Origin of the sequence: Burkholderia sp. THE68 (genome assembly GCF_009938265.1) — a bacterium.
GTDB lineage: Bacteria > Pseudomonadota > Gammaproteobacteria > Burkholderiales > Burkholderiaceae > Caballeronia.
Window position 1 is genome coordinate 729,077 of sequence record NZ_AP022316.1, and the last position, 25,448, is coordinate 754,524.

Consider the following 25,448-nt stretch of genomic DNA (forward strand, 5'->3'; position numbering starts at 1 on the left):
AGGCATCATGCAAGCTCAAATCTTCAAAGTTCGCGTCGACGCGTTGCGCGAGGAAGCACACGGCGTCCGGTCATTCAGCATCTCGCGTCTCGATGGCCGGCCGTTCGACGCTTACACGCCCGGCGCGCATATCGACGTAACGAGCCCCTCGGGCATCACGCGCCAATACTCGCTGTGCGGTGATCCGGCGCGCCGCGACTCGCATGTCTTCGCGGTCAAGAAAGAAGAACAGTCGCGCGGCGGTTCACGCTCGCTGCATGACGAAGTCAGCGTCGGCTGCGAATTGTCGATAGGCGCGCCGCGCAATCTGTTCCAGCTCGAAGAAGGCGCGAGCGAGCATATTCTTGTCGGCGCGGGCATCGGCATCACGCCTCTGCTTTCGATGGCCTATCGTCTGGTCGCGATCGGTGCGCCCTTCACACTGCATTATTTCGCGCGCAGCGATACGCATGCGGCGTTTCTCCCGCTCCTCGCGCGCGCGCCATTCGACAAGCACGTCAAGCTGCATTTCGGTATCGAACGCGAAGGGCTTACCGATGAACTCGAAGTCTGTCTGCGCGAAGCGAGCAAGGACGCGCACGTCTACACGTGTGGTCCTGCGCCCTTCATGGATGTCGTGGTGGACACGGCAAAGAAGCGCCTGCCTGCCGACTCCATACATCTCGAACGCTTCAAGGCCGAACCGCAGGCGCAGACGGAAACGTCGCTCGAAACGTTCGACGTACGGCTCGCCAGCAGCGGGCAGACCGTGCGCGTCGATGCTTCGACGTCGATCGTCGACGCGCTCGCATCGATCGGCATCGAAGTGGATACGTCATGCGGCGAAGGCGTGTGCGGCACCTGCATGGTCGATGTCGTGAGCGGCGAGCCCGAGCATCGCGACCATTGTCTGAGCAAGGCCGAACGCGCAAGCAACAGCGTGATCTGCTGCTGCGTGTCCCGTTCGCGCTCGCCGGTGCTCGTGCTCGACCTCTGAACTCACAGCTTGTCGAAACCCGCGAGGATGTCGGTCATGAGGCCGCGCATCCACGCGATGCCTTCGTCTTCGTGAAAGTGCTCGTGCCAGTGCATCGTCACGGCGGCTTTGGGCAATTGAACCGGCAACGCATAGATGCGAAACGCGTCGTTGCGATTGAGGATATGCGCGAGCCGCTCCGGCAATGTCGCGAACAGATCCGTCACCGCGAGCACGCCGGGCACCGCCACGAAGTGCGGCAACGCGAGCGCGATATTGCGGCCGACGCCTTGCGCGCGCAAGGCGTCATCGAGCGCATGGTGACTATGTTCGAGTGAGCGCACCTGCACATGCGACGCCGCAAGGAATTCATCGAGTTTCAAGGTTTCACCGGCGGGCAAGCCATCGCGCTTTCTCGTCATGCACACATACGCTTCCTCGAAAAGCAGCGCGTGCCGCGTGCGCGGCAAAAGCGACGGCAAATTGCCGATTGCAAAATCCAGCCGGCTCGAACGCAACGCCTCTTCCATCTCCTCCACGGGCAGCGGCTCCACCAGCAGCTTCACGCGCGGCGCGGTTTCATGCAGCGCCTGGCAGATCGCGGGCAGATACGCCATTTCCCCCGCATCCGAAAGAGAAAGACGAAACGTGCGATTGCTCGTGGATGCATCGAAGCGCTCGGCGAAGCGCAATGCTTCACGCACCGTATCGAGCGCGCGTCCGACGATCTCGGCGAGTTCCAGCGCGACCGGCGTCGGCTGCATGCCCGCGCGCGTGCGAATGAAGAGCGTGTCATCGAAAAGCGTGCGCAGACGGCCGAGCGAATAGCTCACAGCGGGCTGCGAGAGCGCGAGCCGTTCGCCGGCCTTGGTGAGGCTGCGTTCTTCCACGATCGCCTGAAACACGCGCAGCAGATTGAGATCGACATGGTCGAGGGATGTCATCGGGGCACTCTCAAGATATCGGCGGCATTTATCGACCAACCGTTTTTTAATCGATTTGACGCATGATCCTCGCAAAGCGAGACTGATGTCAACGAGAGGATGCGCCGATTTTCATTGCCGTCCTCTTGGCCGATCAACCTCACCCCACACCGAACGATGAGTACGCCGACTACCCAAATCATCGATACCAGCGCGCTCGGCAAGCGCGCGCAGGCCGACCGCATCGCGCCGTCTCTCTACTACGATGCCGATCTCTTCGAAGCCGAGCTCGAACGCATTTTCTATAAGACGTGGATCTGGGTCGCGCATGAAAGCGAATTGCCGAAGCCCGGCGATTTCATCACGACGACCATTGGCCGCCAGCCGGTGATCGTCGTGCGCGACAAGACCGGCGCGGTGCACGTGCTGCAGAACCGCTGCCGCCATCGCGGCGCCACCGTGTGCGAGGAACACAAGGGCAATGCGAAGGGCTTTACGTGCCCCTATCACAGCTGGTCTTATGCGCTCGACGGCACGCTGCGCGCATTGCCTTACGGCGACGGTTACGAAGGCGTCTGCGAGAAAGGCGATTTGCCGCTGAAGAAACTGCGCGTCGGGATCTATCAGGGTTTGATCTTTGCGAGCTTCGACGAAACGATCGAACCGCTCGAAGACTTTCTCGGCGGCGCGAAGCCTTGGATCGATCTGTTCATGAAACAGGGCGCGGGTTATCCGATCAAGGCGAACGGCGAGCACAAGTTCAAGTTCAAGGGCAACTGGAAAATCCAGCTCGAGAACACCACCGATCTCTATCACTTCCCCGTCGTGCACAAGTCGTGGATGAAGTCGATCGACGATGAAACCGCTGCGGTCATCACGAGCTTCATGACGAGCGACCAAGCCTTCTGCCGCTCGCTCGGCAACGGTCATAGCCTGGCGGTGCTGGTGCCCGAGATCGTCGATCTCGACAAGGACGACGGCGCGCCCTTGCCCGAACGTTTCAACGAGCTGGCCGCCACGCTCGCCGAGAAACATACGCCCGATGAAGTACGCCGTATCGTGCGCTCGCTGATGGGCGTGGGCTTCAATCTGAACCTCTTTCCGAACCTCGCGCTCTCGATGGCGTTCTTCCGCGTGCTGCGTCCGATCTCGGCCGAGGAAACGGAGATTCGCCACGTCGCGCTCGCGATGGACGGCGGACCGGAAGAAGCGAATCGCGTGCGCCTGCGCATTCACGAGCATTTCCAGGGTCCATTCGGTTTCGGCAGCCCCGACGACGCCGAAGCGTGGGAACGCGTGCAGCGCGGCTCGCACGCCGGTCCCGATGTGCCGATTCTCGTGAACCGCGGCCTGAACCGTGAAACGACCGCACCGAACGGAGAAAAGACCGCGCACGCCACGGATGAAACCGGCATGCGTGAAGCCTACAGGCAATGGGCCGCAATGATGGAGAAAGCATGATGGACGATCGCAACGCACTCTTCTCGCAACAAACGTTCGCGCGGGCGATCGAATTCATCTGGCGCGAAGCCGAATTGCTGGACCGCCGCGACTATCGCGCATGGCTCGACTTATGGGAGCCGTCCGGCTTCTATGTCGTGCCGATCGATCCCGCAGCGACCGACTTCGCCGCCACGCTGAACTACGCCTATGACGATCAGCACATGCGCGAACTGCGCGTGCAGCGCATGACGTCCGGCTATTCCGCGTCCGCATCGGATGCGGCGCGCACGGTACGCACCGTGTCGCGCTTTACGCTGTCGAGCGACAGCGCCGATGTGGTGGAAGTGAAGTCGGCGCAGGTCATCGTCGCGTACAAGCGCGGCGTGTCGACGATCTTCGCCGCCGATCTCACGCACAAGATCAGTATGGCGGGCGGCGAACCGAAGCTCGTCGAAAAGGTCATTCGCCTGATCGATTCGACCGAAGCGCTGAGCGCGATCGGCTTCCTGCTTTGATGAGCGCGTACGCATCGGTGCATGCGCGCCGATGCGTGCTTACCCGTCGATCACGCGCCATGCGACAAGGGCAAAGCGAAGCAACATTCGAGACCGCCGCTCGTGGCGCGTTGCGCCCAGATGCGCCCTTCGTGACGCGACACGATGTTCTTGCACAACGACAAGCCTATGCCATTGCCGCCCGCCTTCGACGAAGAAAAACCGTCGAAGAGGCGTTCGAGCGCATGGTCGGGCACGCCCGGTCCGTTGTCGGTCACATGCAGTTCGGCCGCCTCGCCGTTCATCGCCGTGGCAAGCGTGACGATGCCTGTCGATGGCTTCGCCCCGCTCAACGCCTCGACCGCGTTGAACGCCAGATTGAGCATGACCTGACCGATAAGCACGCGCTCACACCGTATCGGCAACGCCTCGGGCCATTGCTCGATCCTGACCGTCACGCCCTCGTCCCGTGCGCGCAGTTGAATGAAGTACGCAACGTCCGCGAGTATGTCGCGAAGATCGGCCTGTGCTTCGACGGGTTCACGCTTCACGATGAACTCGCGCACGCTCTTGATGATATGCGCCGCATGCTCGGCCTGACGATCGGCCGCGCGCAGTCCCCAGATCGCGCTCTCGGTCGAATCGGGCTGCGCGAGCCGCTGAATCGCGCCTTCGATGAAATTGCGCACGGCCGCAAGCGGCTGGCTCAACTCATGCGCGATCGCCATCGCCATTTCGCCCATCGCGTTATTGCGGCCCGCATATTCCAGCATGCGCGCTTCGTTGCGGCGCGCATCTTCGATCGCGACTTCATCGCTGATATCGCGGAAATGCACCAGCGTGCCATCCTCGATATCGATGCGCCTGCACGTGATGCGCAACCAGCGCTTCATGCCGTCGCGGCGCGTGATCGCATAGCGTTGCGCGGGCGCCGAATGCTGGCGCGTCGCGCTGCGCAACTGCGTGATCAGCCGGTCTCGGTCCGCTCTCGTGCAATAGTCCAGCGCGACGCCGAGCGGTGCATCGCTTGCGACACCCAGCACGCGCCGTCCCGATTCGCTGATGAAACTCACCTTGCCGCGCGGCGTCAGCACCGCAACACCTTCGCCCAGATCCTGCATGTATTCGCGCAGGCGCGCTTCATAGCGCCGCAATTTCTGGCGCATCGCATCTTCCGCGCTGATATCGCGGAACTGCACCATGACCACTGCGCGCCCGGAGAGCGGCACGTAGGTCGCGATTGCCTCGGACAGCATGTCGGCGCCCGCGCGCGAGCGATAACACCATTCATAGCTTTGCGGGCCTTCGGTGATCGAGCGGTCCATCGCGTTCACGGCGATTTCGCGGCGATATCTGATGTCGTCGCGCGTCATGTCGTGCGCCTTGAGCGGCAGCATTTCTTCCACCGAAAAGCCGAGCGCGGCGCACGCGGCGCGATTCGCCCACACGATGGCCTTCGTCTGCGCATCGTGCAGAAGCACGCTTTGCGTCAATGCGTCGAGCAGGCGGCGGAAATCGTCTTCGACGGGAAAGTTCATGTCGCGGTGCGAGGAAAACATGATTGCAACGCTAACCATAGCATCGGCGCGCGCCACGCGCCCCTAAAGATTTCTTTAGAGAACCAGGGTGCTTCACTGAATCACGCGCACGTCATCCCAATTGTCCTGGCTTTTTTGCGTTTCTAGACTGGCATCAATGTGAGCAGTTCGAAAGCGCGCTCGCCCATCCCTATGAGTCATACGACCGAACAAGGAGACGTCCCCATGTCAGCTTCCGCGGCTGCCGTCGCTATTCGCGACGATCTTTGCAATCAGGACGATGCCCTGACGCTCGACGACGTGATCGCCGAAATCGTTCAGCGTCGCGAAGAATTCGACCGGCTCTCGCACGTACCGCGCGATGTCATCGCCAAGCTCAAGCGCGCCGGCATCTATCGCGCGGCGACGCCGAAGCGCTTCGGCGGCGACGCGCGCGCGCCCGGCGAATTTCTCGCGATGATCGAGCGCATCGCGGTCGCCGACGGCTCCGCCGCGTGGGTCGCGAGCTTCGGTTCGGCCAATCTCTATCTCGCCGCTTTGCCCCTCGCGACGCAGGCCGCGATCTATGCGGACGGCCCCGATCAGGTCTTCGCGGGCGGACTGTTCCCCGTGCAGACCGCGCAACCTGCCAATGGCGGGTATCGCGTGAACGGCACCTGGAAGTTCGCGAGTGGCTGCAAGGGCGCGGACTGGCTCGGTGTCGGCATCGGCACGGGCAAGCCGGGCGAAGCACCGGGCAAGCCGCGCACCGCGGTGTTTCGTCCCGCGCAGGTTGAGATCGTCGAGAACTGGAACGTGGTCGGCATGCAGGGCACGGGCAGTCACGACCTGCGCGTTACCGATCAGTTCGTGGCGGAAGACTGGACCTTCGTGCGCGGCGGCGCATCGACTGTCGATGAACCGCTCTATCGCTATCCGACGATCGCTTATGCCGCGCAAGTGCTCGCCGTCGTGAATCTGGGACTGGCGCGCGCCGCGCTCGACGTTGCGAATCACATGGCAGGCGGCCGCAAGACGACGACCGGCGCGCCGCAACTCGCCGATCGCGCCTACTACCGCATCGAGCTTGCCAAAGCGGAGGCGCAGTTACGCTCGGCGCGTGCGTTCTTTTATGAGTCGACCGATAGCGTCTGGCAGTCGATTCTCGCGGGCAATGAAGTCACGCCCGATCAGGTCAGTCTGTTGCGTCTTTCCGCGACGCAGATCGCACGTGAAGGCGCGGACGTCGTGAATCGCGCCTATCGGCTGGGTGGCACCATGGCGATCTATCGCACGCATCCGCTGCAACGCCTGATGCGCGATGCGATGGTCGTCACGCAGCACGCCTTCCTCGGCGAAGGCAACTACGACGGCGCGGGCGCGGTGTTCGTCGGCGTGCCGCCGATTCCCGGCTATCTCTGATCCACTTTCATCGAATCACAAGAGGACTAACGCTTCATGACCGATAACCGAAACCTGCCCCTGCGCGTGCTGTTCTGCTGCGGCGTGACCCAGAACTTCTTCGACTTGCCGCGCGAACAGATCGGCGAAGTATGGCAAGCCTACGGCAAGATGCTTGCCGCCGTCGAAGCCATGGAGAACGTGCGCGTGCTGGGCGTGATGGACGATGATCGACTCGTCGTCGGCCAGTCCGATGGCGCGCCGTGGACCTTCTACATCATGGCCGATGTCGCGGACTTCGATACCGCCACCGCCGTGTGCAATCTTTATCGCACGACGCCGGTTGGCCCGTACAACCTGTGGCGCTATGGAAAGATCGAAGCGCGCGTCGGACGTGCGTTGACCGTTCCGCCCGCCACGGCCAATCACGCATGACGCCATGACGAACACGACCATCGAAGCGCTGCTCGAACGCGTCGCCGTGCTCGAAGCGCACAATGCAGTGCGCCAGACCATCGCGCGTTATATGGCGTTATGCGATGTGCCTTGTGCACCACTCGAAGGAGAATCGCTTGCCGCGCTTTTCACCGATGACGCCGTGTGGGAAGGCATCGGCCCGCAATATGCGCAGAAGTTCGGGCGTATGCAAGGGCGCGCGGCGATCGTCGAGATGCTGCAAGCCTATCTGCCGCCTGCGCCGCATTTCGCGACCAATGTGCATTTCCTGACGTCGGAGCATATCGAGGTTCGAAGCGAGTTCGCCAAAGGCCGATGGATCATGTTGCAAGCGTCGGGCTATGCGGATGAAAAGGCCGAACTCATCGCCGCGCGGCTCGAGATCGATTTCGTTCCATCGCCGCGCGACGCGCAGGATCAATGGCTGATTCGACACTTCCGCACCGAGCGTCTTTTCGACGCGCCGTGGCGCGTGAACCCTCGCAAGGAGTTGAACGCATGAGCGTATTCATCAACAAATTCGATCTGCGTGCGCGCGATCGTGTCGATGGCCCGACGATTGCGATCAAGGACAGCATCGATATCGCGGGCTATCCGACCACTGCCGCGAGCCGCGCACTCGCCGATAGCCCCGCCGCCGCCGAACATGCCGACGTGGTTCAACGTCTGCTCGATGCGGGCTGGCGTATCAAGGGCAAGGCGAACATGCACGAACTCGCCTTCGGCATGACTGGCATCAACGAATTCACTGGCACGCCGCGTAATCCACAAGACGCCACGCGCATTCCCGGTGGATCGTCGAGCGGGTCGGCATGCGCTGTCGGACTGGGGCTCGTCGATGCCGCGCTCGGCACCGACACCGGCGGCTCGGTGCGCGGCCCCGCGGCATGTTGTGGCGTGATCGGATTGAAGCCGACGTTTGGCCGCGTGTCGCGTCGCGGCGTGGCGCCCGTCGAAACTACGCTCGATTGCGTCGGCCCGTTCGCGCGCGAGATGCGCGTGCTCATCGATGCGATGGGTGCGATCGATCCATCGTTCGATGTGAACAGTGCGCGTCGGGATGCATCGAAGATGCGGGTCGGCATCGTTGCCGTCGATGCAGATGCGAGCATCCGCAAGGCCGTCGACGACGCCGTGCGCCGCGCGGGATTCGCGTCACGCGGCGTCACGCTCGAATCGATCGGCGATGCATTCACTGCCGGTCTTGCGGTCATCAACGCAGAAACTTGGCGTGCGTTCGGTCATCTCGTCGAAACAGGCAAGCTCGGCGCGGATCTCGAAGCACGACTGCGCGCGGCATCGAACACGACCGCAGCCGATCTCGATGCAGCGGAGCACGTGCGGCGCATCTTCACGGCCGCAGTGGATCGCGCGCTCGATGATGTCGACGTGCTCGTGCTTCCCACGTTGCCCGCGCTTCCGATCACGCTCGAAGCGGCGCGCGCGGGCACATCGGTGATCGCGATGTCGTCGCTGATCAGGCCATTCAATCTCAGCGGCCATCCCGCGCTGAGTCTTCCTCTTGCGCTTGCAGATTCATCGCTCAAAGCCGGTTTGCAGATCGTCGGACGCAAAGGCGCAGATGAAAAGATTTGCGCAGTGGCCGCGCATTTCGAAACCGCGTTTGCTCAATAAAGGAATTCGAACATGTCGAATAGAATCGCGCTCGTCACCGGCGCCGCGCGCGGCCTGGGCGCAGTCGTTGCCCGCCGTTTCCATGCCGCTGGTTACAAAGTCGCATTGGCCGATATCGCAATCGAAGCCACGCAGGCACTCGCGCAAGAGCTGAGCGAAGATCGGTCCAGCGCGTTTGCGCTGAAGCTCGACGTCACGTCGAAAGCGGATTTCGAACACGCGCGCGATGCAGTGCACGAACGCTGGGGCCGTATCGATGTACTCGTCAACAATGCGGGCGCATCGAAGGTCGTGCCCGTGATGGAGATCACCGCCGAACAGTTCGATCAGGTCATCGACGTCAATCTGCGCAGCGTGCTGTTCGGCTGTCAGGTATTCGGCCGCTATTTCGCGGATCACGGCGCGGGCCGCATCGTCAATATCGCATCGCTCGCGGGACAGAACGGCGGCTCGGCGACCGGCGCGCATTATGCGGCTGCGAAAGGTGGCGCGATCACGTTGACCAAGGTATTCGCGCGCGATCTGGCGGCGCACGGCGTGACCGTCAATGCGATCTCGCCCGGGCCGCTCGACTTGCCCGTGGTGCATGAGAGCGTGCCCGCCGACAAACTGGACAAAGTGATAGCGGGCATTCCCGTCGGGCGTCTGGGTTCGGCCGAATACATCGCCGATGTCGCCGTGCTGCTCGCATCGCCCGATGCGTACTTCGCCAATGGCGCATGCTGGGACGTGAACGGCGGTCTCTACATGCGCTGAAGCGTGAGTCATGCGCGCCCGTCGTCCGGCGGGCTCCATACTTCGAGCACGTCGCGCACCAGCGCGGCGATGGATGCCGCGCCGAGCTTGTCCTTGATGCTCGCGCGATGCACGTCGACGGTCTTCACGCTGATCGACAGATCGGAGGCGATGCGCTTGCTCGCCTTGCCTTCGATCACGCCGCGCAAGACTTCCTTCTCGCGCGCGGTCAGCGATTCGACGCGCTCGCGCAGTTCGCGTTGCCGCTGATCTTTTGCGTGGCGTTGCGTGGCGAGCTTCATCGCGCGCTGCACGCGATCGAGCATTTGCTGCGAGTTATAGGGTTTCTCGACGAAATCGATCGCGCCACTCTGAAGCGCGCGCACGGACATTGGAATGTCACCGTGACCGCTTACGAAGATGATCGGCAAGGTCGCGCCACGACGATTGAGTTCGGCTTGCACGTCGAAGCCGCTGATTTCGGGCATGCGTACGTCAAGCACGAGACAGGCGGGCCGGGACACGTCGAAGGCATGCAGAAATTCGGCGGCGCTCGCGAATCCTTCCGACTTCACGCCGACCGAATCGAGCAGCCACGCGAGTGACGTACGCATGCCGTTGTCGTCGTCGACGATATACACCACGGGAGCGGGAGGATTCATTGCAAATGAGGATTCGAAGGAAAGGCAATGATAACCAGCCGATATTCACCGCGAAAGTCCCTTCTTTACTTCGATTTTCCGGAATAGGTAAAAGCTTTAGTGCGCTCGGTAACCACGCCGGGCAAGTCGGCGGATCGCGCCGATATGTTTTGTGCGGTTCAGCGCGTACGCTTGATTCACGGTTTGCTATACAACATTAAACATGAAACGAACAGGAGACACTCCTATGTCCGCGCTGCCACGCCCCGACTTCGCCGATCCCGATCAGGCGCGCAAGCTGTTCCGCCAGGCCATGTCCCATCTCGGGGCCGCGGTGAATGTCATCACGACGATGGGCGCGCACGGTCGCTGCGGCATCACCGCGAGCGCCGTATGCTCGGTCACCGACTCACCGCCCACCCTGCTCGTCTGCATCAACCGTTCGAGCGCGATGCATGCCGCCTTCGCGGGCAATCGCAATGTGTGCGTCAACGTGCTGCCGGGCCATCTCGAACAGATCGCGCGACACTTCGCCGGCCTCACGCCGCTCTCGATGGACGAGCGCTTTTCGTTGCCCGTCTGGGACGCCGGCGCGAACGGCGTACCGGTGTTGCGCGATGCGCTGGCGAGTTTGCAGGGCACCATCGTCGAGGCGAAGGAAGTCGGATCGCATTCGGTGATGTTCGTCGAAACACACGATATCCGCGTGCGCGACGATGGCGACGGCCTGATTTATTTCGATCGCAACTTTCATCGCGTGCCGCGTGGATGCGCCTCGCAGTGAAGTCGCATCGCCCGCTCTACGTTAATTGATTACAGGAACACCGCTGCCTATACTCCACGCGCAGACGGGCGACTGAAAGCTAAATCGAATATTGGCGCCGGCAAACGGTGCTCGCGCTTTTATCATCCGCACGCCGTCACGCATCGCCGAGATCTGCATATTCGCCACTTGGAGATACGTGATGAACAAGTCCTTAAGGCAACTCGGTGCATGCGCGCTATTCGCGCTGGTCGCGTCACAACCGGCACTCGCGCAGCAAGACAAGGTACTCGACGATGCAAACACCGCCTGGAACGCGGCCTTCAACAAGGGAGATGCGCGGGCGCTCGGCGCTCTGTACGACGAGAAAGCCGTGGTTTCCCCGGGAAATGGAACGACCATTCAGGGACGCGCGGATGTCGAGAAGTTCTATAAAGGCTTGTTCGATGCGGGCTTTCACGATCATACGATCGACGTCGTCAGTGCCAAACGGGTTGGCAATCTGATCTATCAGACCGCGAACTGGACTGTCGTTGCGGAAAAGGACGGCAAGAAGACGCCCTACAAGGGCGTCGTGTTGAAGGTGCTCTCCAAGGGCGCGGACGGCAAGTGGCGAACCACCGCGCAGACATGGAACGCAGCGCCGCCGCAACAATGAACCAGCGGGCCTGATTGCCGTCAGTTCAACGTGCGAAGCCGCGCATTCAGACGCGCGCGCGTGATCGCGGCAATCTGCGCGAATGCCTCATCCAGTTCCAGTTGCGTGCTACGCCCGAGACGTCGTTCGAGCGCGCTGAAAATGCCTTCGCGCGTGTAATGCCGCACGCAGATGATGAACGGAAAACCGTGCCGTTCCAGATAAGCCGCATTGAGCCGGTCGAGCACGGCTTCCTGATCCGACGGCAGGGAGTCGAGCCCGGCGCTTTTTTGTTCGGCATCCGAATCCGCTGTCATCGTGCCGGAACGAATGTTCGCGCCGGATAAAAGTGGATGCAGATTGAGGAAACGGCGTTGCCCGTTGGCATCGAGACTGCGGATGACATTCATCATCGCGTCATGCAATGCCGTTTCGGATACGAATGGACGCGCGCTCCACGCGCCTTCTGCCGCTTGCGGAAAATGCTCGAACACGCTCGCGAAAGCGCCGACGAAGGCCGTGTGATCGAGCGCGTTGACCGGTTCGAGATTGATCGACTGTGACATGAACTGCTTCTCCCATAAGGCACGCCGCATTCGCCTGGCGTCGAAGGCGATTCGTGCCGAGTATAGGAAGCGCGCGCAGCAGCGGCGAGACAGCCGATCCTATTGACCACATAACAGAATGCGATAGCGCTACTGGCGATGCATGTCGCGCAGCGCGCGCAATTCCTGCGCGCCTTCGGTCAACATGCCGCGCAGCCACACGTGCGATGCCGAACGATGCCGCGACGGATGCCACAACTGATAAAAGCGCATGAACGGAAATTCGATCGGTGCATCGAGCACGGCGAGCGGCAGATGCTGCGCGTGATAGTTGGCGAAATGCCGGCCGGTCGTGAGAATCAGGTCGGTTCCCGGAATCAGGCTCGGAGCGAGATTGAAGTACGGACAACTCACGCGGTTGTCGCGGTGCACGCGCATGGTGCTGAGCCCGGTATCGACTACACCGCGCTGATCGCGCGAATACGGCGTCGGCACGATATGCGACGCGCTCAGATAGTCCTGGGCATCGAACTTGCCTGATTGCGCGTGAATGCTGTCGCGCGCGACGACACACACCACGTCGTCTTCGAGCAGCACGGACAGGTGCAAATGCTCCGGAGGATTGGGCCAGTTGCCGATGACGATATCCGGCGCCCCCTCGGAAAGCCCCTGCTCGTAGTTGAAGGAAGCCGAGAGCGGCACGGCGACGATGCGCGCATGCGGTGCGGCACGGCGGAATTCGCGCACCACATGCGCGAAAAACGGCGGCGCCAGGTAGTCAGGCATGCCCACGGTGAAGGTCTGCTCGGTCGTGGCCGGATCGAAATGATCGTCCGACACGAGCAGGTTATCGAGGGCGCTCAGCGCGGCCTGCGCGCTCTGCGCCAGTTGTATCGCGCGCTGCGTTGGCACCATCACGTTCTTTTCGCGCGTGAGAAGCGGGTCGTTGAAGATGGCGCGCAAGCGCTTGAGCGCCGAGCTGATGGCCGGCTGCGACTGATTCATACGAATCGCCGTGCGCGACACGCTGCGTTCGGCGATCAGCGTGCACAGCACGCGCAGCAGATAGGTATCGAATGGATCGTCGGTGCGATTCATGGTGCGTTCCGTGTCTCTGTTATTCGCATGGCTGCGCCGCTATTTTGCCAGCCGGCATCGCGGTAACCGCTTCACGGCCGCCGCGCTAGGGTAATCCATAGGTCGGAAAACGCACTGCGACGAAACGCTCGGAGCCAGGCCGCATAAGGCTTTGAAACCCATATACGCGTTGCTATGGGGCCTATTGGCCCGTCCCCCGTTCCCGATTTTTTGGCCGTTTCTATACTTGCTTCCAACCGAGCGCACGGCGCTGTCCGCGCGACGCAAACCGACTGGAAAGGAGAAACCATGTCGCTGATCAAACAGGAGATGCCGGTGTTCGTGAGCGAGGCCGAAAGCGCCGAAGCGAGCGTCTATCGCAAGGTCTCATGGCGCTTGTTGCCGTTTCTCGGCGTGCTGTGGGTGCTCGCGTGGCTGGATCGCGTGAATATCGGCTTCGCCAAGCTGCAGATGCTGGATTCACTGCATTTCAGCGAAGCCGTCTATGGTCTGGGCGCAGGCATTTTCTTTATCGGCTATTTTCTCTTTGAAGTGCCGTCGAACATGCTGTTGCAGAAGATCGGCGCGAAAAAGACGATCATGCGTATCACCATCTGCTGGGGCATCATCTGCATGCTGCAAACGCATGTCTCCACGCCCACGCAGTTCTATGTCCTGCGCTTCCTGCTCGGCGCGTTCGAAGCAGGTTTCTATCCCGGCGTGATTCTTTACCTCACGTACTGGTATCCGTCGCAACGGCGCGCACGGGCATTCGGCACGTTCATGTCGGCATCGGCGATCGCGGGCGTGCTCGGCGGTCCGCTCGCGGGCTGGATCATGACGTCGATGGGCGGCGTGAACGGCATGCACGGCTGGCAGTGGCTGTTCATTATCGAAGGCATCCCGTCAGTGCTCGCCGGCATCTTCGCGTGGTTCTACATGACCGACAAGCCCGAGCAGGCGCGCTGGCTGTCCGACGATGAAAAGCGCGTCGTGCTCGACGCCCTGCAACGCGACAGCGCCGCGATGGGCGAACGCGGTCACGACTGGCGCTCGCTCTTCACCAATCGCAAGGTGTGGCTGCTGATCGCGATCTTCTTCTGTCTGCTCTGCGCGAATTCGACGCTGACCTTCTGGATTCCGACCGTCATCAAGGATGTGGGCATCGGCACGCCGATGGCGGTCGGCTGGATCGCGGCGATCGCGTATCTGTGCGGTGCGGCCGGCATGATCCTGAACGGCGCGCATTCGGACCGCAGCAACGAAGTGCGCTGGCACTTCAGCGGTGCAGCGATCGTGGGCGGCGTCGCGATGGCGGTACTCGCCGCGTTGATGGGCTTCGGCAAGATCTCGCCCGTGATCGCACTGCTGGCCATGACGGTATCGCTCGTCGGCACCATGAGCGCGATTCCGGTGTTCTGGCAATTGCCGAATCGCTATCTCGCCGGCAGCGCGGCGGCGGTCGGCGTGGCGCTCATCAACTCCGTCTCCAATCTCGCGGGCTTCGGCGCGCCCTACGCGATGGGGCTGATCAAAAACGCGACGGGAAAGGTCACGACCGGTCTGTATCTCGTGGCCATCATCGAAGTTATCGCGGCGGTGCTCGTGCTCATCGGCATCCGCAAGCTCGGCAACAAACAAGAGGCCTGACATGCGCGACAAAGACACTTCCCCGGCTTTCGACGTGAGCCGCCGCCGCTTCGCCCTGCAATCGGTGGCGCTGGGCGGCAGCATGTTGATCGCGAAGACCGCACTCGCCGCCGATGCGCCCGCGCCCAATCAGACCACCGGCCCCGTGCAACAGGACGGTCTGAGCCCGCGTCTCACGATGCATGCGCTCGATACGTGGCACGGAACGCCGGCGGCAGGCATGCGCGTCGATCTGTTCGCAATCGAAGACGGGCGCCAGAAGCTTCTGCAGACAGCCACGCTTGCCGCGAGCGGTCGCAGCGAGCCGCCGCTTCTGATCGGCGATACCTATCGCGCGGGCACATATGAACTGCTGCTGCATGCGGATGAATACTTCGCCGCGCGCAAAGTGAATCTGCCGCAGCCGCTATTCCTCTCGAAGATACCGCTGCGCTTTCGCGTCACCGACGTCAATCAGCGCATTCATTTGCCGGTGCTATTCGGGCCGTGGAGCTACAACTACTACCGCGGCAGTTGAGCGGCACATAGACGAAACGCGAGATCAGGAGACACATCATGGCCGCAGGCATTACCACCCATGTACTCGACGTCGCGCTCGGCAAGCCCGCCGCCGGCATGCAGATCGAATTGTTCGACGTCGGCACGCAACCGCCCACGTTGCTCGCGCGCACGCGCACCAATCGCGACGGCCGCACGGACGCTCCGATTCTGCCAGCCGTGCAAGCGCGCGCGGGGGACTTCGAATTGCGCTTCTGGGTGGCGGATTACTTCAAGACACCCGATGTATTCGCGGACGTGGTGCCGGTGCGTTTCACGCTTGCCGATGCCGCGCAGCATTATCACGTGCCGCTCTTGTGCTCGCCGTGGAGCTTCGGCACTTATCGCGGAAGCTGAAGCGCAATACACGGATTGCTTTACACGCCTCTTATCATCAATCAGAATGAAAGCATGATTGCTTCATCATTCCCGGTGATTCAAGGGGCATATCGATGGAATTGCGACACTTGAAGCTGTTCTGCGCCGTGGCTGAAACCGGCAGTTTCACTGCGGCTGCGGAGAAAGTGCACAACGTTCAGTCGAATGTCACGATGCGGATCAAGGAACTGGAAAGCGAATTGGGTCAGCCCTTGTTCGTTCGATCGAAAGGCGGCGTGGTGCTGACTTCCGCGGGGCATACGTTTCTGGGCTATGCGCGGCGCGTGCTGCAACTGATGGACGAAAGCCGCAGTGCGATGCTCGACGTCACGACGCCGAAAGGACCGCTGCGGCTCGGTTCGATGGAGACCACCGCCGCAATTCGCTTGCCGAAAGTGCTCGCCAAATATCACAAGAAATACCCGCAAGTACAGCTTTCGCTGATTACCGGCACGACGAGCGAACTGATCAAGGCAATCGAGAGTCATCGGCTCGATGGCGCTTTTGTCGGCGGATTCCATCAGAACGCGGCGTTGCACCAGGAAGAAGTGTTCCGCGAAGAACTCGCCTTGCTCAGCAGTGTTCAGTTTCGTTCTCTGGATCAGCTAGTCGAACAGATGTCGCGGCAAACCGTGCTCGTATTCAGAACCGGTTGTTTTTATCGTTCTACGCTGGAGCAATGGTTTTACCAGTCAGGGCTGATTCCCGGGCAGATCATGGAATTGGGCACGCTCGACGGAATCATGTCGTGCGTCGCGGCGGGAATGGGCATCACGCTTTTGCCGAAGACCGTCGTGGAACGTCACGGCAGCCGACGTTCCGTTCGATGCCACGCGCTTCCGTCCGCATTCGCTAACGTGACGACGGTGTTCATCCGCAATCAGGATGCGGTGGTGACGCCCGCGCTCACCGCGCTACTCGCGCTGACACATGAACAGTTTGGACATGGCGCCGAGGTGTCGGACATCGATGCCGAGCTTTCTCTCGCGGAAGGACCTGACGCCTGATGCAAAAAGGCTGCGCCTTTGAAAGCAGGCGCAGCCGCGCAAAGATCATGCGTAGCGAAGGTGCAATGGTTCTTCGCGCTCGAGCGTCAAGCCTTTGGCAAGTTCGGCCACACGCTCGGCGGCCGGCATGATGCGGTCGATCTTGCCCACGCCTTGCCCCGCATAAAGCGATAACTTCTGCGCCATTCTCGGTTTGTCGATGATGCGTGCGCCGCCGCCGATGAATCGCAGCAGATTCCAGCGATCATGATTCGGCATCACGCGATGCGGCGTGCCGTATTTCCAGCCGAACGAATAACCGGTGCGATATTCGGTGTCATCGACTGTCGCTTCGACAATCTTCCGTTTGTATAGCGGGTGTGCATTGGATTCGTCGCAGGCTACGAACGCCGTTCCTGCCAGTACGCCTGATGCACCCATGCTCATCACCGTTTCGACATCCTGGCGATTCGTGATTCCGCCGGCCGCCAGCACGGGCCGGTCGCCCGCTATCGCGAGGATGCCCGGCAATAACGAAAGCAATCCGATCGTGCCGCGATTCAGATGACCGCCGCTTTCGCTGCCCTGCGCGGCAATGATATCCGCGCCATTGGCGATGGCGCGGCGCGCGAGGTCAACAGAGCCGACCTGCACCATCACGACCATCCCGGCATCTTTCGCGCGCCGGATCATATCCGGATAAGCTTCCGCATAGAAAAGCGAAAGCATCTTCGGCTGCTCTTCCAGCACGACCCGGAATTGCGCCTCGAATACATCCGGTCCGCCGAAGGACGGCACGAGATTCACGCCGAACGGTTTGTCGGTCAGCGACCTCGTTTCGTTGATCCAGCGACGCAATGCAAGTGGCGGAAGCCTCAGGCCGCCGATCGTCCCCATTGCTCCGGCATTGGCGACCGCTGCGACGAGCCTGGGACCGGAGATAGCCGCCATGCCCGCGAGAAAGATCGGATATCTGACTGCGCAAAGCGATGCAATGTCGTTCGACGGAAATTTTCGATTGTCTGCGATCATGATTCAGAGCTCCACGTGCTTGCCAAGCATTCGCTTGAGCGAATCGTTCTTCAACACGAAGTGATTCTTGATGGCGCCGAACATGTGTAAGGCAAGCCCGCACAGGAAGGCGCCCGCTCCGATGTCGAAGAGCACGCTGAAGATATGCGCGGCGCCGGCATGCGGGTTCATGAGCGCCGGCAATACAAAGCCGCCCGGCAATTCGATCGGCGTGCCGGCGCTCGCTTTCGCAAGCCACGCGGCAATGGGCAGTAGCACCATCGCCAGTGCGAGCGCGACCGCGACCGAACGGCTCACGATCACTTCCACCGGATTCGGCGTGCCGACCGGCAATGGATGCCATGACGTGACGCGCGCCCAGAACCGGTAGATCGAAAGCGGAAACAACAACGTTCCGCACAGGTTGATCAATGGCGCGGATGTGCCTGTTGGTCCGACGAGCTTCAATGCAAGAATCGAGAGCACGAGCAGCGCGATGATCCAGTGCAGTGCGATCGTGATCGGCGAGAAGCCGAGGCCGTTGTCCCTGAATTTGAAGCGCGCCGGATGTCCCGGCATGACGTGATGCTGAGTTGTTGACATGTCTACTCCCATGAAGGATCAATGACTCACCGCGCCCGATGCGCCGATTCCGGTTTGGGCACGCACGAACTGATCGTTGAATCTTTCCCGTTCTTCATTGGCTTCCGCGCGGCGATCCGTCACCGAGCCGAGCCACATGAAGAAGAACGCGATGCTCATCGAAATGATCGCGGGGTAGTCGTAGGGAAAGATCGGCGCCGCGTGTCCGAGCACCTTGACCCAGACGGCGGGCGACAGCACGACGAGCGTAACCGCGCTTACAAGCCCGGCTACGCCGCCAAGCAACGCGCCGCGCGTGGTCAGGCCTTTCCAGTAGATCGCGAGCGTCAGGACCGGGAAATTCACCGATGCAGCAATGCTGAATGTCAACGCCACGAGAAAGGCGACGTTCTGATCCTTGAACAGCATGCCGAGGACGATGGCGACCAGTGCAATGCCAATCGATGCGATGCGCGAAACGCGTTTCTCCTTCTCGGGGGCGGCGCGATTCTTCTTGTAGACCATCGCGTAGAGATCATGAGAGATCGCAGACGTGCCCGCCATCGTGAGTCCGGCCACGACCGCGAGGATCGTCGCGAATGCGACGGCGGAGAGAAAGCCGAGCGCCGGGTCGCCGCCGAGGGCCTTCGCGAGATGCATCACGGGCATGTTCGAACCACCGATCAGCTTGCCGCCGAGCACACCGCCCTCATAAAAGAGCGGATTACGCCCTACGATGGCGATCGCCGCGACGCCGAGCAACGCCACGACGAGAAAGAAATAGCCGATGAATCCGGTCGCCACGAACACGGACTTGCGTGCTTCCTTTGCATCGCGCACTGTGAAGAAGCGCATGAGAATATGAGGCAACCCGGACGTGCCGAACACCAGTCCAACCGATAGCGAAAGCATCGCAAACGGGTCCGCGACGTGTTTGCTCGGCAGCATGATGCCGCTTCCGTTCTTGTGCGTTTCGATCGCCTGCGTGAACATCGTATCGAGTGAGAAGCCGAATTGCCTGAGCGCCAGAAACGCCAGCAAGCTTGCGCCGAACAACATCAGCACGGCCTTGACGATCTGAACCCAAGTGGTGGCGACCATGCCGCCGAAGGTGACGTACACGGCCATCAATACGCCGACGATTACGACCGCCTGTTCGTAGCTGAGACCGAACAGAAGCTGAATCAACTGCCCCGCTCCGACCATCTGCACCACCAGATAGAAGCAGACCACGGTCAGCGAGCCGAAAGCCATCATCGTGCGCGTTCTGCGCTGATCGAGCCGGAACGAGGCGATGTCGGCGATGGTGACCTGCCCGAGATTCCGGATGCGCTCGGCGAACAGAAACATCAGCAGCGGCCACGCGACGAAAAAGCTCACCGCGTAGATCATGCCGTCATAGCCATTGAAAAAGATCATGCTCGTCAGACCGAGCAGCGCGGCGGCCGACATGTAATCGCCGGCAAGCGCCAGGCCATTCTGAAAGCCGGTGATCGATCCGCCCGCGTTATAGAAGTCTTTCATGGAACGCGTCTTCGCAGCGGCCCAGAAGGTTATCGCGAGCGTGGCGATGACGAAGACGAGAAACATCGAGACGGCCGTGAGATTCAGCGGCTGCCTCTTCACCTGGCTGATCGTTTCAGGGGCGGCGAATGCGGATTGCGCCACGCATACGCTCAGCCAGATGACGCCCTTCCGAAAGCGACGGTTCATTGGCCGCCTCCGTCGAGGATCTCGTTCGTGAGCGCGTCGAATTCTCCGTTCGCGCGATGAATGTAGATGCCGGTGAGAACCCAGGTTCCGGCAATGAGCAATGCGCCCACGGTCCAGCCCGCCGTGATGACACTCGCGCCGAACACGCGGGTCGCGAGAAGCTTGGGGGCGAATCCCGCCGTCAGCACAAAAGCGTAATACGGCACCAATGTGCCGAGCGTCAGACGCGCGATGAAGCGGCGTCTGCGTGTAACCAGCCGTTTGAAAGCGGGCGTCAGCCAGAGGTTCTGGCCAGCAATCGAGGTCATCACGATGTCTCCTATCTTCAGAACGTTATGACGCATTTCCGGTGGTCGGCGGATGCGCTTTTCCTGCTGTTCACGACAAGATAGGTGCCGCGACCTCTCATGTAAAATGATGATTGATGATCGTGAACATCACTTTTGGTGAAGTTGCTCGATGCGGTCATTTCCGTGCGAAGCGCGTTTCGGTCGACTCAGGCATCGAAGTTCGCGGAAGACATATCCCTCATTTAAAGAAGCTGAATTGGCAGCACAAAAGGCAAAGACGGTTTTAAAAATTCGTAATGCTCTCCGCACTGCTTTATGCCTTAAACGGTTTGTTCGAATTTCAATTGCTACCTATTTGCACGAATTTCCACTGGCGCAAGGCGCACGTGCGTGGCATAGTTCAGAAAACAATCTATTAAAGGAAAATTCATGCCAACGCTCGAAAGTATTCAGGCGCGTATCGAAGCACTTCAGGCGAAAGCCGATGCGCTACTCGCAAAGGAATCCGAAGGCGCCTTGCAAAAGATTCATGATTTGATGTCGCGCCACGGATTGAACATCTCGGACATCGAAACGTTCTCTGGTACGCGCAAGAAGGCTGGACGGTCGAACTCGGCGCAGAAGCAAAGCACGGTTGCTTATCAGGATCCGAAGACCGGGGCAACATGGAGTGGACGCGGCCGCGCACCGGGATGGATTGCCAAGGCAAAGGACCGCAGCAAGTTCGCAGTAGGCGCGAGCACGCAAGAAGCCAAAGGCAAAGCACGCGCCGCGGTCAAGAGCAAAGGAAAGCCTAAAGCGCCTAAAGGCCAACCGCGTGGTCCTCAACCCGCGCTTTATCGCGATCCGCAGTCCGGCGCGACCTGGAGCGGACGTGGTCGCGCGCCTGCATGGCTCGCCTCTGTCGAAGATCGCACGCCGTTTCTGATCGGCTGACAGCGCACTCGTCACCGGCGGAGTTCATTCACGACTCCGCCGCGCTTATCGCGTTAGCTTTCCCTACCTAAACACGAGGATCGAAATCGAATTCGATCCGAATGCCGCCCGGCTCATATATCATCATATGGCGTTTCGGCCCGGCGCCTAGCAGTTCCGGCGCGAACTCCACCCTCGCCCCAGGCCATGCCTTCACGCGCTCGAGAATCGTCGAGAGCGCGCTTTCATCCACTACGCGCAACGCGAGATGATGAAGCCCGATATTCTTGCGGCGATCGAACTCGACAGGCGCCGATTCTTCTTTCACTTGCCATAGCGTGACCAATAGCTTTCCGTCGGAGACGAAAACGGCCGGATAATCAGGACGCTCGCCGACGGTCTGCCAGCCAAGACATTGAACGAAGAAGTCACGCGTCGCGTCGAGGTTGCGCACGGTGAGGCCAATGTGATCGATTCCTGCGGTCAGCATCGTTTCCCTCCGGATAAGTTCGAACGCCCGTGGAACGGGCGCTCGAACAATCGGTTTGTGAGATTCTCAGGCGAGCGTCAGTTTGACGTCGATGTTATTGCGCGTCGCATTCGAATACGGACACACGATATGCGCCTTGTCGATCAGCGCCTTTGCCTCGTTCGGGTCCATGCCCGGCAGCGAGATCTTCAATTCGACTTCAATCCCGAAGCCATTCGGGATTTGACCGATGCCCACGCTTCCATCCACCGCGACATCTTTCGGCAGCGTAATCTTGTCGCGCGCGGCAACGAACTTGATCGCGCCGATGAAGCACGCGCTATAACCCGCGGCAAAGAGCTGCTCGGGATTCGTGCCATCGCCGCCACCGCCGCCCAGTTCCTTCGGGGTCGTCAGCCTGAGATCCAGATTGCTTTCCGGCACGGTTGCGCGGCCATCGCGCCCGCCGGTGACATGAGCGTGCGCGCGGTATAGAACCTTTTCAATCGACATCGCCAGACTCCTGTGCGTAGTATTGAGTGGTACTCGGCCCCGGACGGGACGAGTTCCAACCTCAAAGGATACTCAAGACGCGGCACGTTCGCTGATGCGCTGACTCGATATCACGACACGACAGGTTCCCGCTCGGGAAACGTCTGTTCCGGGACGGGCGAACGCGTTTCCCTGGCAATGCGCTCGCACAACGCGATGACGCGCGCCGAGCCCGTCGTCATGAAGAGCGAATGATCCATATCGGGAAAAACCGCCATGCTCACCGACGCAAACCGCGACAGGCGCGCGCCCTGCTTGCCGAAATGCGCTGCGATCAGATCCATGCCCGCGTCATATGCGCCGTAGACGAGTACGGTCTTCACTTTCCTCGCATCGAGTGCGCGGATGATGTGCCCGGGTTCCGTCGCCAGTTCGGGCGGCGTCTTGCTGAGCCGATCGAGCCGCAGCGCATCGACGACACGCGAACGGGCGCGCGTCACCATATAACCGAGCATGAAACGCATGACGCGCGCCACATGCTTCTCGCCACGCAGAATCGCTTTCCACTTCTGCGGATCGAGCATCGAGAACGCATAACCCGCCATCGAGTTGCGTGTCGACTGACGCAACCCATCGGGCGTGATATCCGCGGGCTTTTTGAAAGTCGGCAGATTCACCGTGATGACGCCGCTGATCGCGTCTTCGACGAGCGCCGCCTTGAGCGCGTGATACGCGCCCGAGCAAACGCCGAACGAAAAAATCGACTTGTAACCCTGCCGTGCGAGCCAGCGCGCGGCGCCTGCGGTGTCGTCGGTTGCGATCGTGTTGTAGATGCGGCCGAATGCCGTATCCGATTGCACGTCGCCAGGTGCGGCGGGACTGTCGCCGCGGCCGCGCGCATCGAAACGCAACGACGCCACGCCACGTCGCGCGAGTTCCCGCGCGATACGCACCGATAGCCTGCTGTCCCCCACGCGCGAACTCGCCGACGTATTCGCAATCAGAAACACCGGGCCGCGCGCCGGGCCCGTGCGCGGCTCGCACATGATGCCGAAAAGGCTCTCATCGCCGATGCAGACTGGGCGTTCGATCGCTTCGGGCGTTTCTATTCGCAGGGCCGACCAGTCATCGGCTGAAAGCTTTGTTGCTCCTGAAGTTATCGGTAAAGCACTGTCTGTCATCCACTGCACCGCAACATCGAACGCCGCGCGCGGCAAGGCGTTGAATGCGGTTTCCTGGATGAAGCCTGTGAGATCCTCGAATGGACGCGCTTCTGCATCGACGCCCTTGCGACAGAGCGCATCGCACAAAGGGTCCTTGCCGCCAGCCTTGAGGTTCATGATCAATGCGCGGCGCGCTGGCGGCATTGCCGCGCCATTCACGCTAGCCACGAGATCGATCGCTTCGAGAGCGTGTTTGAATTCGTCGCTATAGGCCTGGCCGAGCACATTGAACTGGGTGTCGTTTTGTTGCATGTCGCGCAGCGGCGGTGCCAGCAATTCGAGCCAGGTCTTGCGCACGATACTCAGTTCGCGCATATATACGCGCCCGCTCGCCACGGGCGCGAGCAGAACGAGATCGTCAACGGGCTTTCGTAAGGCAGCTGCAAGAGCGAACGCGGCGCCTACGCGAAAACCGCATAACGTGACGTGTTCGATTTGCGTCGATGCCTTGAGCCAATCGACGGCCGCGCCGATATCATCGACTGAAGATTCGAATTGATCCCGTGCGAGCTCGGCGCCCGAAGAATCACCCGTTCCCCGATAGTCGAAACGCAGCACCCAGATGCCGCGCGCCGACAACGCTTCCGCCAGATGGCGCATGCCGCTGTAAGTCCACACGTACTCGTGGCCATAGGTATTGCACAGCACGACACCACGCTTGCCGGTCCCAGCATGCAGCCATCCGAAGCGATTCCCGAATACAACCGGTCTCATTGAGTCTTATCCTCGTACCAAGTCGAGGCTGATGACAGGCAGGACGGGATTGCGCGCCTTGTGAGCCGCTCGACTCCCCACGCGGAACGCGAGGGATAAGCTCATTATATTAAGTGGATTCTACGTAGCGGGGCCGGTCGAGGGTATATGTCGGAACGAGCTATCTATTGGCGCATAAGGCAAGGCGTGTGTTCGCCAGCGCTCATTTCGATTGTCATGGCCGGCCTCCGCTGATCAAAGATCGAGCACGAGCAGTTTGCTCGTTGCGCGCGATACACATGCGGTCAGATATTCCGTCTTCTCGTCGTCGCTCAGAATGCAGTCATTGTGCTCGACTTCTCCTTCCAGATAGCGCACCTTGCAGGTCCCGCACAAGCCCGCGCAGCACGACGTCTCCAATGCCACACCCGCTTCGGCGAGCGCATCGGCAATGCTGCTATCTTTCGCGACTTCGATCTCCCGCCCCGTGCTGGCAATGCGAACGATGAAACTATCGAGCGCATCGTTGGCCGCCTGCTCGTCGGGGCTGCGCTCGGGCGCCTTGAAATGCTCGAAATGCACCGTGCCCGAAGGCCAATGCTGCGCCGCCTCGGCGCATGACTTCATGAATCCGCCTGGCCCGCAATAGTAGACGTGTTCGCCTTCGCCCGGGACATGAAGCAAATCGCGAAGATCGAGACCCGCCGATGGATCGCCGTTATCGAAATGAAAATGCAGGCGTCCGCTTGCGCGCATCGGCTCGAATTCCTCGGTGAACGCGGCACAACGCGCATCTTTCGCGCAGTAATGCATTTCGTAGTCGATGCCCGCATCGTCGAGTTCGTGCGCCATGGCTTTCAACGGCGTAACGCCGATGCCGCCCGCGATCAGCAGCACGCGGCGCGCTCCGTCGACGAGACGAAAGTTGTTGCGCGGGCGGCTGACCCGCACGATGTCCTGCACGCGCAATTGCTCGTGAAGCGCCTTCGATCCGCCACGCCCGCGCTCGTCGCGCAATACCGCGATCACATAGCGATGACGTTCGCGCGGTGCGTTGCTGATCGAATACTGCCGCACGACCCCGCCCGCGAGATGAATGTCGATATGCGCGCCCGCCGTGAAAGGCGGCAAGTCCGCGCCTTCGGGATCGACGAGTTCGTATGAATTGATGCCCCGGCCTTCGAACCGGACCTGACGCACCAGCAGATTCAAAGTCTGCTCCTGCGCCTGCGTTGAGATGGGTTGCGTTGACATGGTCGCCTTTCCTCGAATCGATGCGTCGATATC

The 25,448-nt window shown here is 60.9% G+C and carries 28 protein-coding genes; 15 read left to right on the plus strand and 13 right to left on the minus strand.

All coding sequences use genetic code 11. The features are described from left to right. Positions 1-7: 7 nt before the first annotated feature. The gene (locus BTHE68_RS16920) at positions 8-976 is read left to right on the plus strand and encodes a PDR/VanB family oxidoreductase (protein ID WP_162067458.1); all 969 of its coding nucleotides are present in this window, start codon (positions 8-10) and stop codon (positions 974-976) included. Positions 977-978: 2 nt separating this feature from the next. On the opposite strand, the gene BTHE68_RS16925 is transcribed toward BTHE68_RS16920, so the two are convergent. Beyond that, a complete protein-coding gene (locus BTHE68_RS16925; RefSeq protein WP_162067459.1) occupies positions 979-1,899 on the minus strand; it encodes a LysR family transcriptional regulator in 921 nt (306 codons plus the stop codon). Positions 1,900-2,055: 156 nt separating this feature from the next. Here BTHE68_RS16925 and BTHE68_RS16930 point away from each other — a divergent pair, with 156 nt between their 5' ends. Next, the gene (locus tag BTHE68_RS16930) at positions 2,056-3,339 is read left to right on the plus strand and encodes an aromatic ring-hydroxylating oxygenase subunit alpha (RefSeq protein WP_162067460.1); all 1,284 of its coding nucleotides are present in this window, start codon (positions 2,056-2,058) and stop codon (positions 3,337-3,339) included. Then, positions 3,336-3,836 (plus strand): aromatic-ring-hydroxylating dioxygenase subunit beta, encoded by a 501-nt coding sequence (locus BTHE68_RS16935; RefSeq protein ID WP_162067461.1) that lies wholly within the window; start codon positions 3,336-3,338, stop codon positions 3,834-3,836. Before BTHE68_RS16930 ends, BTHE68_RS16935 begins: the two co-directional genes overlap by 4 nt. A gap of 50 nt (positions 3,837-3,886) precedes the next feature. On the opposite strand, the gene BTHE68_RS16940 is transcribed toward BTHE68_RS16935, so the two are convergent. Then, positions 3,887-5,353: an ATP-binding protein gene (locus tag BTHE68_RS16940; RefSeq protein WP_162067462.1), complete on the minus strand. Its 1,467-nt coding sequence runs from the start codon at positions 5,351-5,353 to the stop codon at positions 3,887-3,889. Positions 5,354-5,578: 225 nt separating this feature from the next. Between BTHE68_RS16940 and BTHE68_RS16945 the strand changes: the two genes are divergently transcribed. From BTHE68_RS16945 to BTHE68_RS16965, 5 genes are read left to right on the plus strand one after another with little or no spacing between them, the layout of a single operon-like run. After that, the gene (locus tag BTHE68_RS16945) at positions 5,579-6,754 is read left to right on the plus strand and encodes an acyl-CoA dehydrogenase family protein (protein ID WP_162067463.1); all 1,176 of its coding nucleotides are present in this window, start codon (positions 5,579-5,581) and stop codon (positions 6,752-6,754) included. A gap of 36 nt (positions 6,755-6,790) precedes the next feature. Next, a complete protein-coding gene (locus tag BTHE68_RS16950; protein ID WP_162067464.1) occupies positions 6,791-7,168 on the plus strand; it encodes a hypothetical protein in 378 nt (125 codons plus the stop codon). A 4-nt stretch (positions 7,169-7,172) separates the two neighbouring features. Beyond that, on the plus strand, positions 7,173-7,691 hold the full coding sequence (locus tag BTHE68_RS16955; RefSeq protein ID WP_162067465.1) for a nuclear transport factor 2 family protein: 519 nt from the start codon (positions 7,173-7,175) through the stop codon (positions 7,689-7,691). Beyond that, complete coding sequence (locus BTHE68_RS16960; protein ID WP_162067466.1) at positions 7,688-8,824, plus strand: amidase; 1,137 nt, start codon at positions 7,688-7,690, stop codon at positions 8,822-8,824. The genes BTHE68_RS16955 and BTHE68_RS16960 overlap by 4 nt, the downstream gene beginning before the upstream one ends. A gap of 12 nt (positions 8,825-8,836) precedes the next feature. Next, complete coding sequence (locus tag BTHE68_RS16965; protein ID WP_162067467.1) at positions 8,837-9,580, plus strand: SDR family NAD(P)-dependent oxidoreductase; 744 nt, start codon at positions 8,837-8,839, stop codon at positions 9,578-9,580. Positions 9,581-9,588: 8 nt separating this feature from the next. Here BTHE68_RS16965 and BTHE68_RS16970 read toward each other — a convergent pair whose 3' ends face one another. Beyond that, entirely contained in the window at positions 9,589-10,221 is a 633-nt protein-coding gene (locus BTHE68_RS16970; RefSeq protein ID WP_162067468.1) for a response regulator transcription factor, read from the minus strand. Between the two features lie 226 nt (positions 10,222-10,447). Here BTHE68_RS16970 and hpaC point away from each other — a divergent pair, with 226 nt between their 5' ends. Further along, positions 10,448-10,984, plus strand: coding sequence for a 4-hydroxyphenylacetate 3-monooxygenase, reductase component (gene hpaC, locus BTHE68_RS16975; RefSeq protein ID WP_162067469.1), 537 nt, complete (start codon positions 10,448-10,450; stop codon positions 10,982-10,984). A gap of 181 nt (positions 10,985-11,165) precedes the next feature. Then, the gene (locus BTHE68_RS16980; RefSeq protein ID WP_225936265.1) at positions 11,166-11,621 is read left to right on the plus strand and encodes a YybH family protein; all 456 of its coding nucleotides are present in this window, start codon (positions 11,166-11,168) and stop codon (positions 11,619-11,621) included. Positions 11,622-11,641: 20 nt separating this feature from the next. Here BTHE68_RS16980 and uraD read toward each other — a convergent pair whose 3' ends face one another. Beyond that, positions 11,642-12,166 (minus strand): 2-oxo-4-hydroxy-4-carboxy-5-ureidoimidazoline decarboxylase, encoded by a 525-nt coding sequence (gene uraD / locus BTHE68_RS16985; protein ID WP_162067470.1) that lies wholly within the window; start codon positions 12,164-12,166, stop codon positions 11,642-11,644. A 129-nt stretch (positions 12,167-12,295) separates the two neighbouring features. Further along, positions 12,296-13,243, minus strand: coding sequence for a LysR family transcriptional regulator (locus BTHE68_RS16990; RefSeq protein ID WP_162067471.1), 948 nt, complete (start codon positions 13,241-13,243; stop codon positions 12,296-12,298). Positions 13,244-13,531: 288 nt separating this feature from the next. Between BTHE68_RS16990 and BTHE68_RS16995 the strand changes: the two genes are divergently transcribed. The 4 genes from BTHE68_RS16995 to BTHE68_RS17010 all read left to right on the plus strand — a co-directional run bounded on the left by BTHE68_RS16995 (position 13,532) and on the right by BTHE68_RS17010 (position 16,794). Further along, positions 13,532-14,872, plus strand: coding sequence for an MFS transporter (locus BTHE68_RS16995; protein WP_162067472.1), 1,341 nt, complete (start codon positions 13,532-13,534; stop codon positions 14,870-14,872). A 1-nt stretch (position 14,873) separates the two neighbouring features. Further along, positions 14,874-15,389 carry a hydroxyisourate hydrolase gene (uraH, locus tag BTHE68_RS17000; protein ID WP_162067473.1) on the plus strand — a complete coding sequence of 172 codons (516 nt, stop codon included), beginning with the start codon at positions 14,874-14,876 and terminating at the stop codon, positions 15,387-15,389. A 38-nt stretch (positions 15,390-15,427) separates the two neighbouring features. Next, complete coding sequence (uraH, locus tag BTHE68_RS17005) at positions 15,428-15,766, plus strand: hydroxyisourate hydrolase (RefSeq protein ID WP_162067474.1); 339 nt, start codon at positions 15,428-15,430, stop codon at positions 15,764-15,766. A gap of 95 nt (positions 15,767-15,861) precedes the next feature. Then, complete coding sequence (locus tag BTHE68_RS17010) at positions 15,862-16,794, plus strand: LysR family transcriptional regulator (RefSeq protein ID WP_162067475.1); 933 nt, start codon at positions 15,862-15,864, stop codon at positions 16,792-16,794. 45 nt (positions 16,795-16,839) lie between these two features. On the opposite strand, the gene BTHE68_RS17015 is transcribed toward BTHE68_RS17010, so the two are convergent. Genes BTHE68_RS17015 through BTHE68_RS17030 form a run of 4 tightly spaced genes read right to left on the minus strand, consistent with a single transcriptional unit; the run spans position 16,840 to position 20,387 of the window. Then, positions 16,840-17,805 (minus strand): NAD(P)H-dependent flavin oxidoreductase, encoded by a 966-nt coding sequence (locus BTHE68_RS17015; RefSeq protein ID WP_162067476.1) that lies wholly within the window; start codon positions 17,803-17,805, stop codon positions 16,840-16,842. A 3-nt stretch (positions 17,806-17,808) separates the two neighbouring features. Further along, complete coding sequence (locus BTHE68_RS17020; protein ID WP_162067477.1) at positions 17,809-18,387, minus strand: cytochrome b; 579 nt, start codon at positions 18,385-18,387, stop codon at positions 17,809-17,811. Positions 18,388-18,405: 18 nt separating this feature from the next. Continuing rightward, on the minus strand, positions 18,406-20,079 hold the full coding sequence (locus tag BTHE68_RS17025; RefSeq protein ID WP_162067478.1) for a cation acetate symporter: 1,674 nt from the start codon (positions 20,077-20,079) through the stop codon (positions 18,406-18,408). Then, the gene (locus BTHE68_RS17030) at positions 20,076-20,387 is read right to left on the minus strand and encodes a DUF485 domain-containing protein (RefSeq protein WP_174258060.1); all 312 of its coding nucleotides are present in this window, start codon (positions 20,385-20,387) and stop codon (positions 20,076-20,078) included. The genes BTHE68_RS17025 and BTHE68_RS17030 overlap by 4 nt, the downstream gene beginning before the upstream one ends. A gap of 411 nt (positions 20,388-20,798) precedes the next feature. On the opposite strand from BTHE68_RS17030, the gene BTHE68_RS17035 reads away from it, so the two are divergent. Continuing rightward, positions 20,799-21,305, plus strand: coding sequence for an H-NS family nucleoid-associated regulatory protein (locus BTHE68_RS17035; RefSeq protein WP_162067480.1), 507 nt, complete (start codon positions 20,799-20,801; stop codon positions 21,303-21,305). A gap of 67 nt (positions 21,306-21,372) precedes the next feature. On the opposite strand, the gene BTHE68_RS17040 is transcribed toward BTHE68_RS17035, so the two are convergent. The 4 genes from BTHE68_RS17040 to BTHE68_RS17055 all read right to left on the minus strand — a co-directional run bounded on the left by BTHE68_RS17040 (position 21,373) and on the right by BTHE68_RS17055 (position 25,415). Then, entirely contained in the window at positions 21,373-21,774 is a 402-nt protein-coding gene (locus tag BTHE68_RS17040) for a VOC family protein (RefSeq protein WP_162067481.1), read from the minus strand. 66 nt (positions 21,775-21,840) lie between these two features. Then, complete coding sequence (locus BTHE68_RS17045; RefSeq protein ID WP_162067482.1) at positions 21,841-22,266, minus strand: organic hydroperoxide resistance protein; 426 nt, start codon at positions 22,264-22,266, stop codon at positions 21,841-21,843. Between the two features lie 110 nt (positions 22,267-22,376). Further along, positions 22,377-24,182, minus strand: coding sequence for an alpha/beta hydrolase (locus BTHE68_RS17050; protein WP_162067483.1), 1,806 nt, complete (start codon positions 24,180-24,182; stop codon positions 22,377-22,379). Positions 24,183-24,416: 234 nt separating this feature from the next. Next, on the minus strand, positions 24,417-25,415 hold the full coding sequence (locus BTHE68_RS17055; protein WP_162067484.1) for a PDR/VanB family oxidoreductase: 999 nt from the start codon (positions 25,413-25,415) through the stop codon (positions 24,417-24,419). Between the last annotated feature and the right edge of the window lie 33 nt (positions 25,416-25,448).

Bases quoted from the DNA above. Each gene is read 5' to 3' on its own strand.
- BTHE68_RS16965 (WP_162067467.1), top strand. From the start codon at position 8,837: ATGTCGAATAGAATCGCGCTCGTCACCGGCGCCGCGCGCGGCCTGGGC.
- hpaC (WP_162067469.1), top strand. From the start codon at position 10,448: ATGTCCGCGCTGCCACGCCCCGACTTCGCCGATCCCGATCAGGCGCGC.
- BTHE68_RS17020 (WP_162067477.1), bottom strand. From the start codon at position 18,387: ATGTCAACAACTCAGCATCACGTCATGCCGGGACATCCGGCGCGCTTC.
- BTHE68_RS16950 (WP_162067464.1), top strand. From the start codon at position 6,791: ATGACCGATAACCGAAACCTGCCCCTGCGCGTGCTGTTCTGCTGCGGC.
- BTHE68_RS16925 (WP_162067459.1), bottom strand. From the start codon at position 1,899: ATGACATCCCTCGACCATGTCGATCTCAATCTGCTGCGCGTGTTTCAG.
- BTHE68_RS17015 (WP_162067476.1), bottom strand. From the start codon at position 17,805: ATGATCGCAGACAATCGAAAATTTCCGTCGAACGACATTGCATCGCTT.
- BTHE68_RS17050 (WP_162067483.1), bottom strand. From the start codon at position 24,182: ATGAGACCGGTTGTATTCGGGAATCGCTTCGGATGGCTGCATGCTGGG.
- BTHE68_RS16995 (WP_162067472.1), top strand. From the start codon at position 13,532: ATGTCGCTGATCAAACAGGAGATGCCGGTGTTCGTGAGCGAGGCCGAA.
- BTHE68_RS16960 (WP_162067466.1), top strand. From the start codon at position 7,688: ATGAGCGTATTCATCAACAAATTCGATCTGCGTGCGCGCGATCGTGTC.
- BTHE68_RS17045 (WP_162067482.1), bottom strand. From the start codon at position 22,266: ATGTCGATTGAAAAGGTTCTATACCGCGCGCACGCTCATGTCACCGGC.
- BTHE68_RS16970 (WP_162067468.1), bottom strand. From the start codon at position 10,221: ATGAATCCTCCCGCTCCCGTGGTGTATATCGTCGACGACGACAACGGC.
- BTHE68_RS17025 (WP_162067478.1), bottom strand. From the start codon at position 20,079: ATGAACCGTCGCTTTCGGAAGGGCGTCATCTGGCTGAGCGTATGCGTG.
- BTHE68_RS16980 (WP_225936265.1), top strand. From the start codon at position 11,166: ATGAACAAGTCCTTAAGGCAACTCGGTGCATGCGCGCTATTCGCGCTG.
- BTHE68_RS17035 (WP_162067480.1), top strand. From the start codon at position 20,799: ATGCCAACGCTCGAAAGTATTCAGGCGCGTATCGAAGCACTTCAGGCG.
- uraD (WP_162067470.1), bottom strand. From the start codon at position 12,166: ATGTCACAGTCGATCAATCTCGAACCGGTCAACGCGCTCGATCACACG.
- BTHE68_RS16940 (WP_162067462.1), bottom strand. From the start codon at position 5,353: ATGAACTTTCCCGTCGAAGACGATTTCCGCCGCCTGCTCGACGCATTG.
- BTHE68_RS17030 (WP_174258060.1), bottom strand. From the start codon at position 20,387: ATGACCTCGATTGCTGGCCAGAACCTCTGGCTGACGCCCGCTTTCAAA.
- BTHE68_RS17040 (WP_162067481.1), bottom strand. From the start codon at position 21,774: ATGCTGACCGCAGGAATCGATCACATTGGCCTCACCGTGCGCAACCTC.
- BTHE68_RS16955 (WP_162067465.1), top strand. From the start codon at position 7,173: ATGACGAACACGACCATCGAAGCGCTGCTCGAACGCGTCGCCGTGCTC.
- BTHE68_RS16945 (WP_162067463.1), top strand. From the start codon at position 5,579: ATGTCAGCTTCCGCGGCTGCCGTCGCTATTCGCGACGATCTTTGCAAT.
- BTHE68_RS16935 (WP_162067461.1), top strand. From the start codon at position 3,336: ATGATGGACGATCGCAACGCACTCTTCTCGCAACAAACGTTCGCGCGG.
- uraH (WP_162067473.1), top strand. From the start codon at position 14,874: ATGCGCGACAAAGACACTTCCCCGGCTTTCGACGTGAGCCGCCGCCGC.
- BTHE68_RS17010 (WP_162067475.1), top strand. From the start codon at position 15,862: ATGGAATTGCGACACTTGAAGCTGTTCTGCGCCGTGGCTGAAACCGGC.
- BTHE68_RS16920 (WP_162067458.1), top strand. From the start codon at position 8: ATGCAAGCTCAAATCTTCAAAGTTCGCGTCGACGCGTTGCGCGAGGAA.
- uraH (WP_162067474.1), top strand. From the start codon at position 15,428: ATGGCCGCAGGCATTACCACCCATGTACTCGACGTCGCGCTCGGCAAG.
- BTHE68_RS16930 (WP_162067460.1), top strand. From the start codon at position 2,056: ATGAGTACGCCGACTACCCAAATCATCGATACCAGCGCGCTCGGCAAG.
- BTHE68_RS16990 (WP_162067471.1), bottom strand. From the start codon at position 13,243: ATGAATCGCACCGACGATCCATTCGATACCTATCTGCTGCGCGTGCTG.
- BTHE68_RS17055 (WP_162067484.1), bottom strand. From the start codon at position 25,415: ATGTCAACGCAACCCATCTCAACGCAGGCGCAGGAGCAGACTTTGAAT.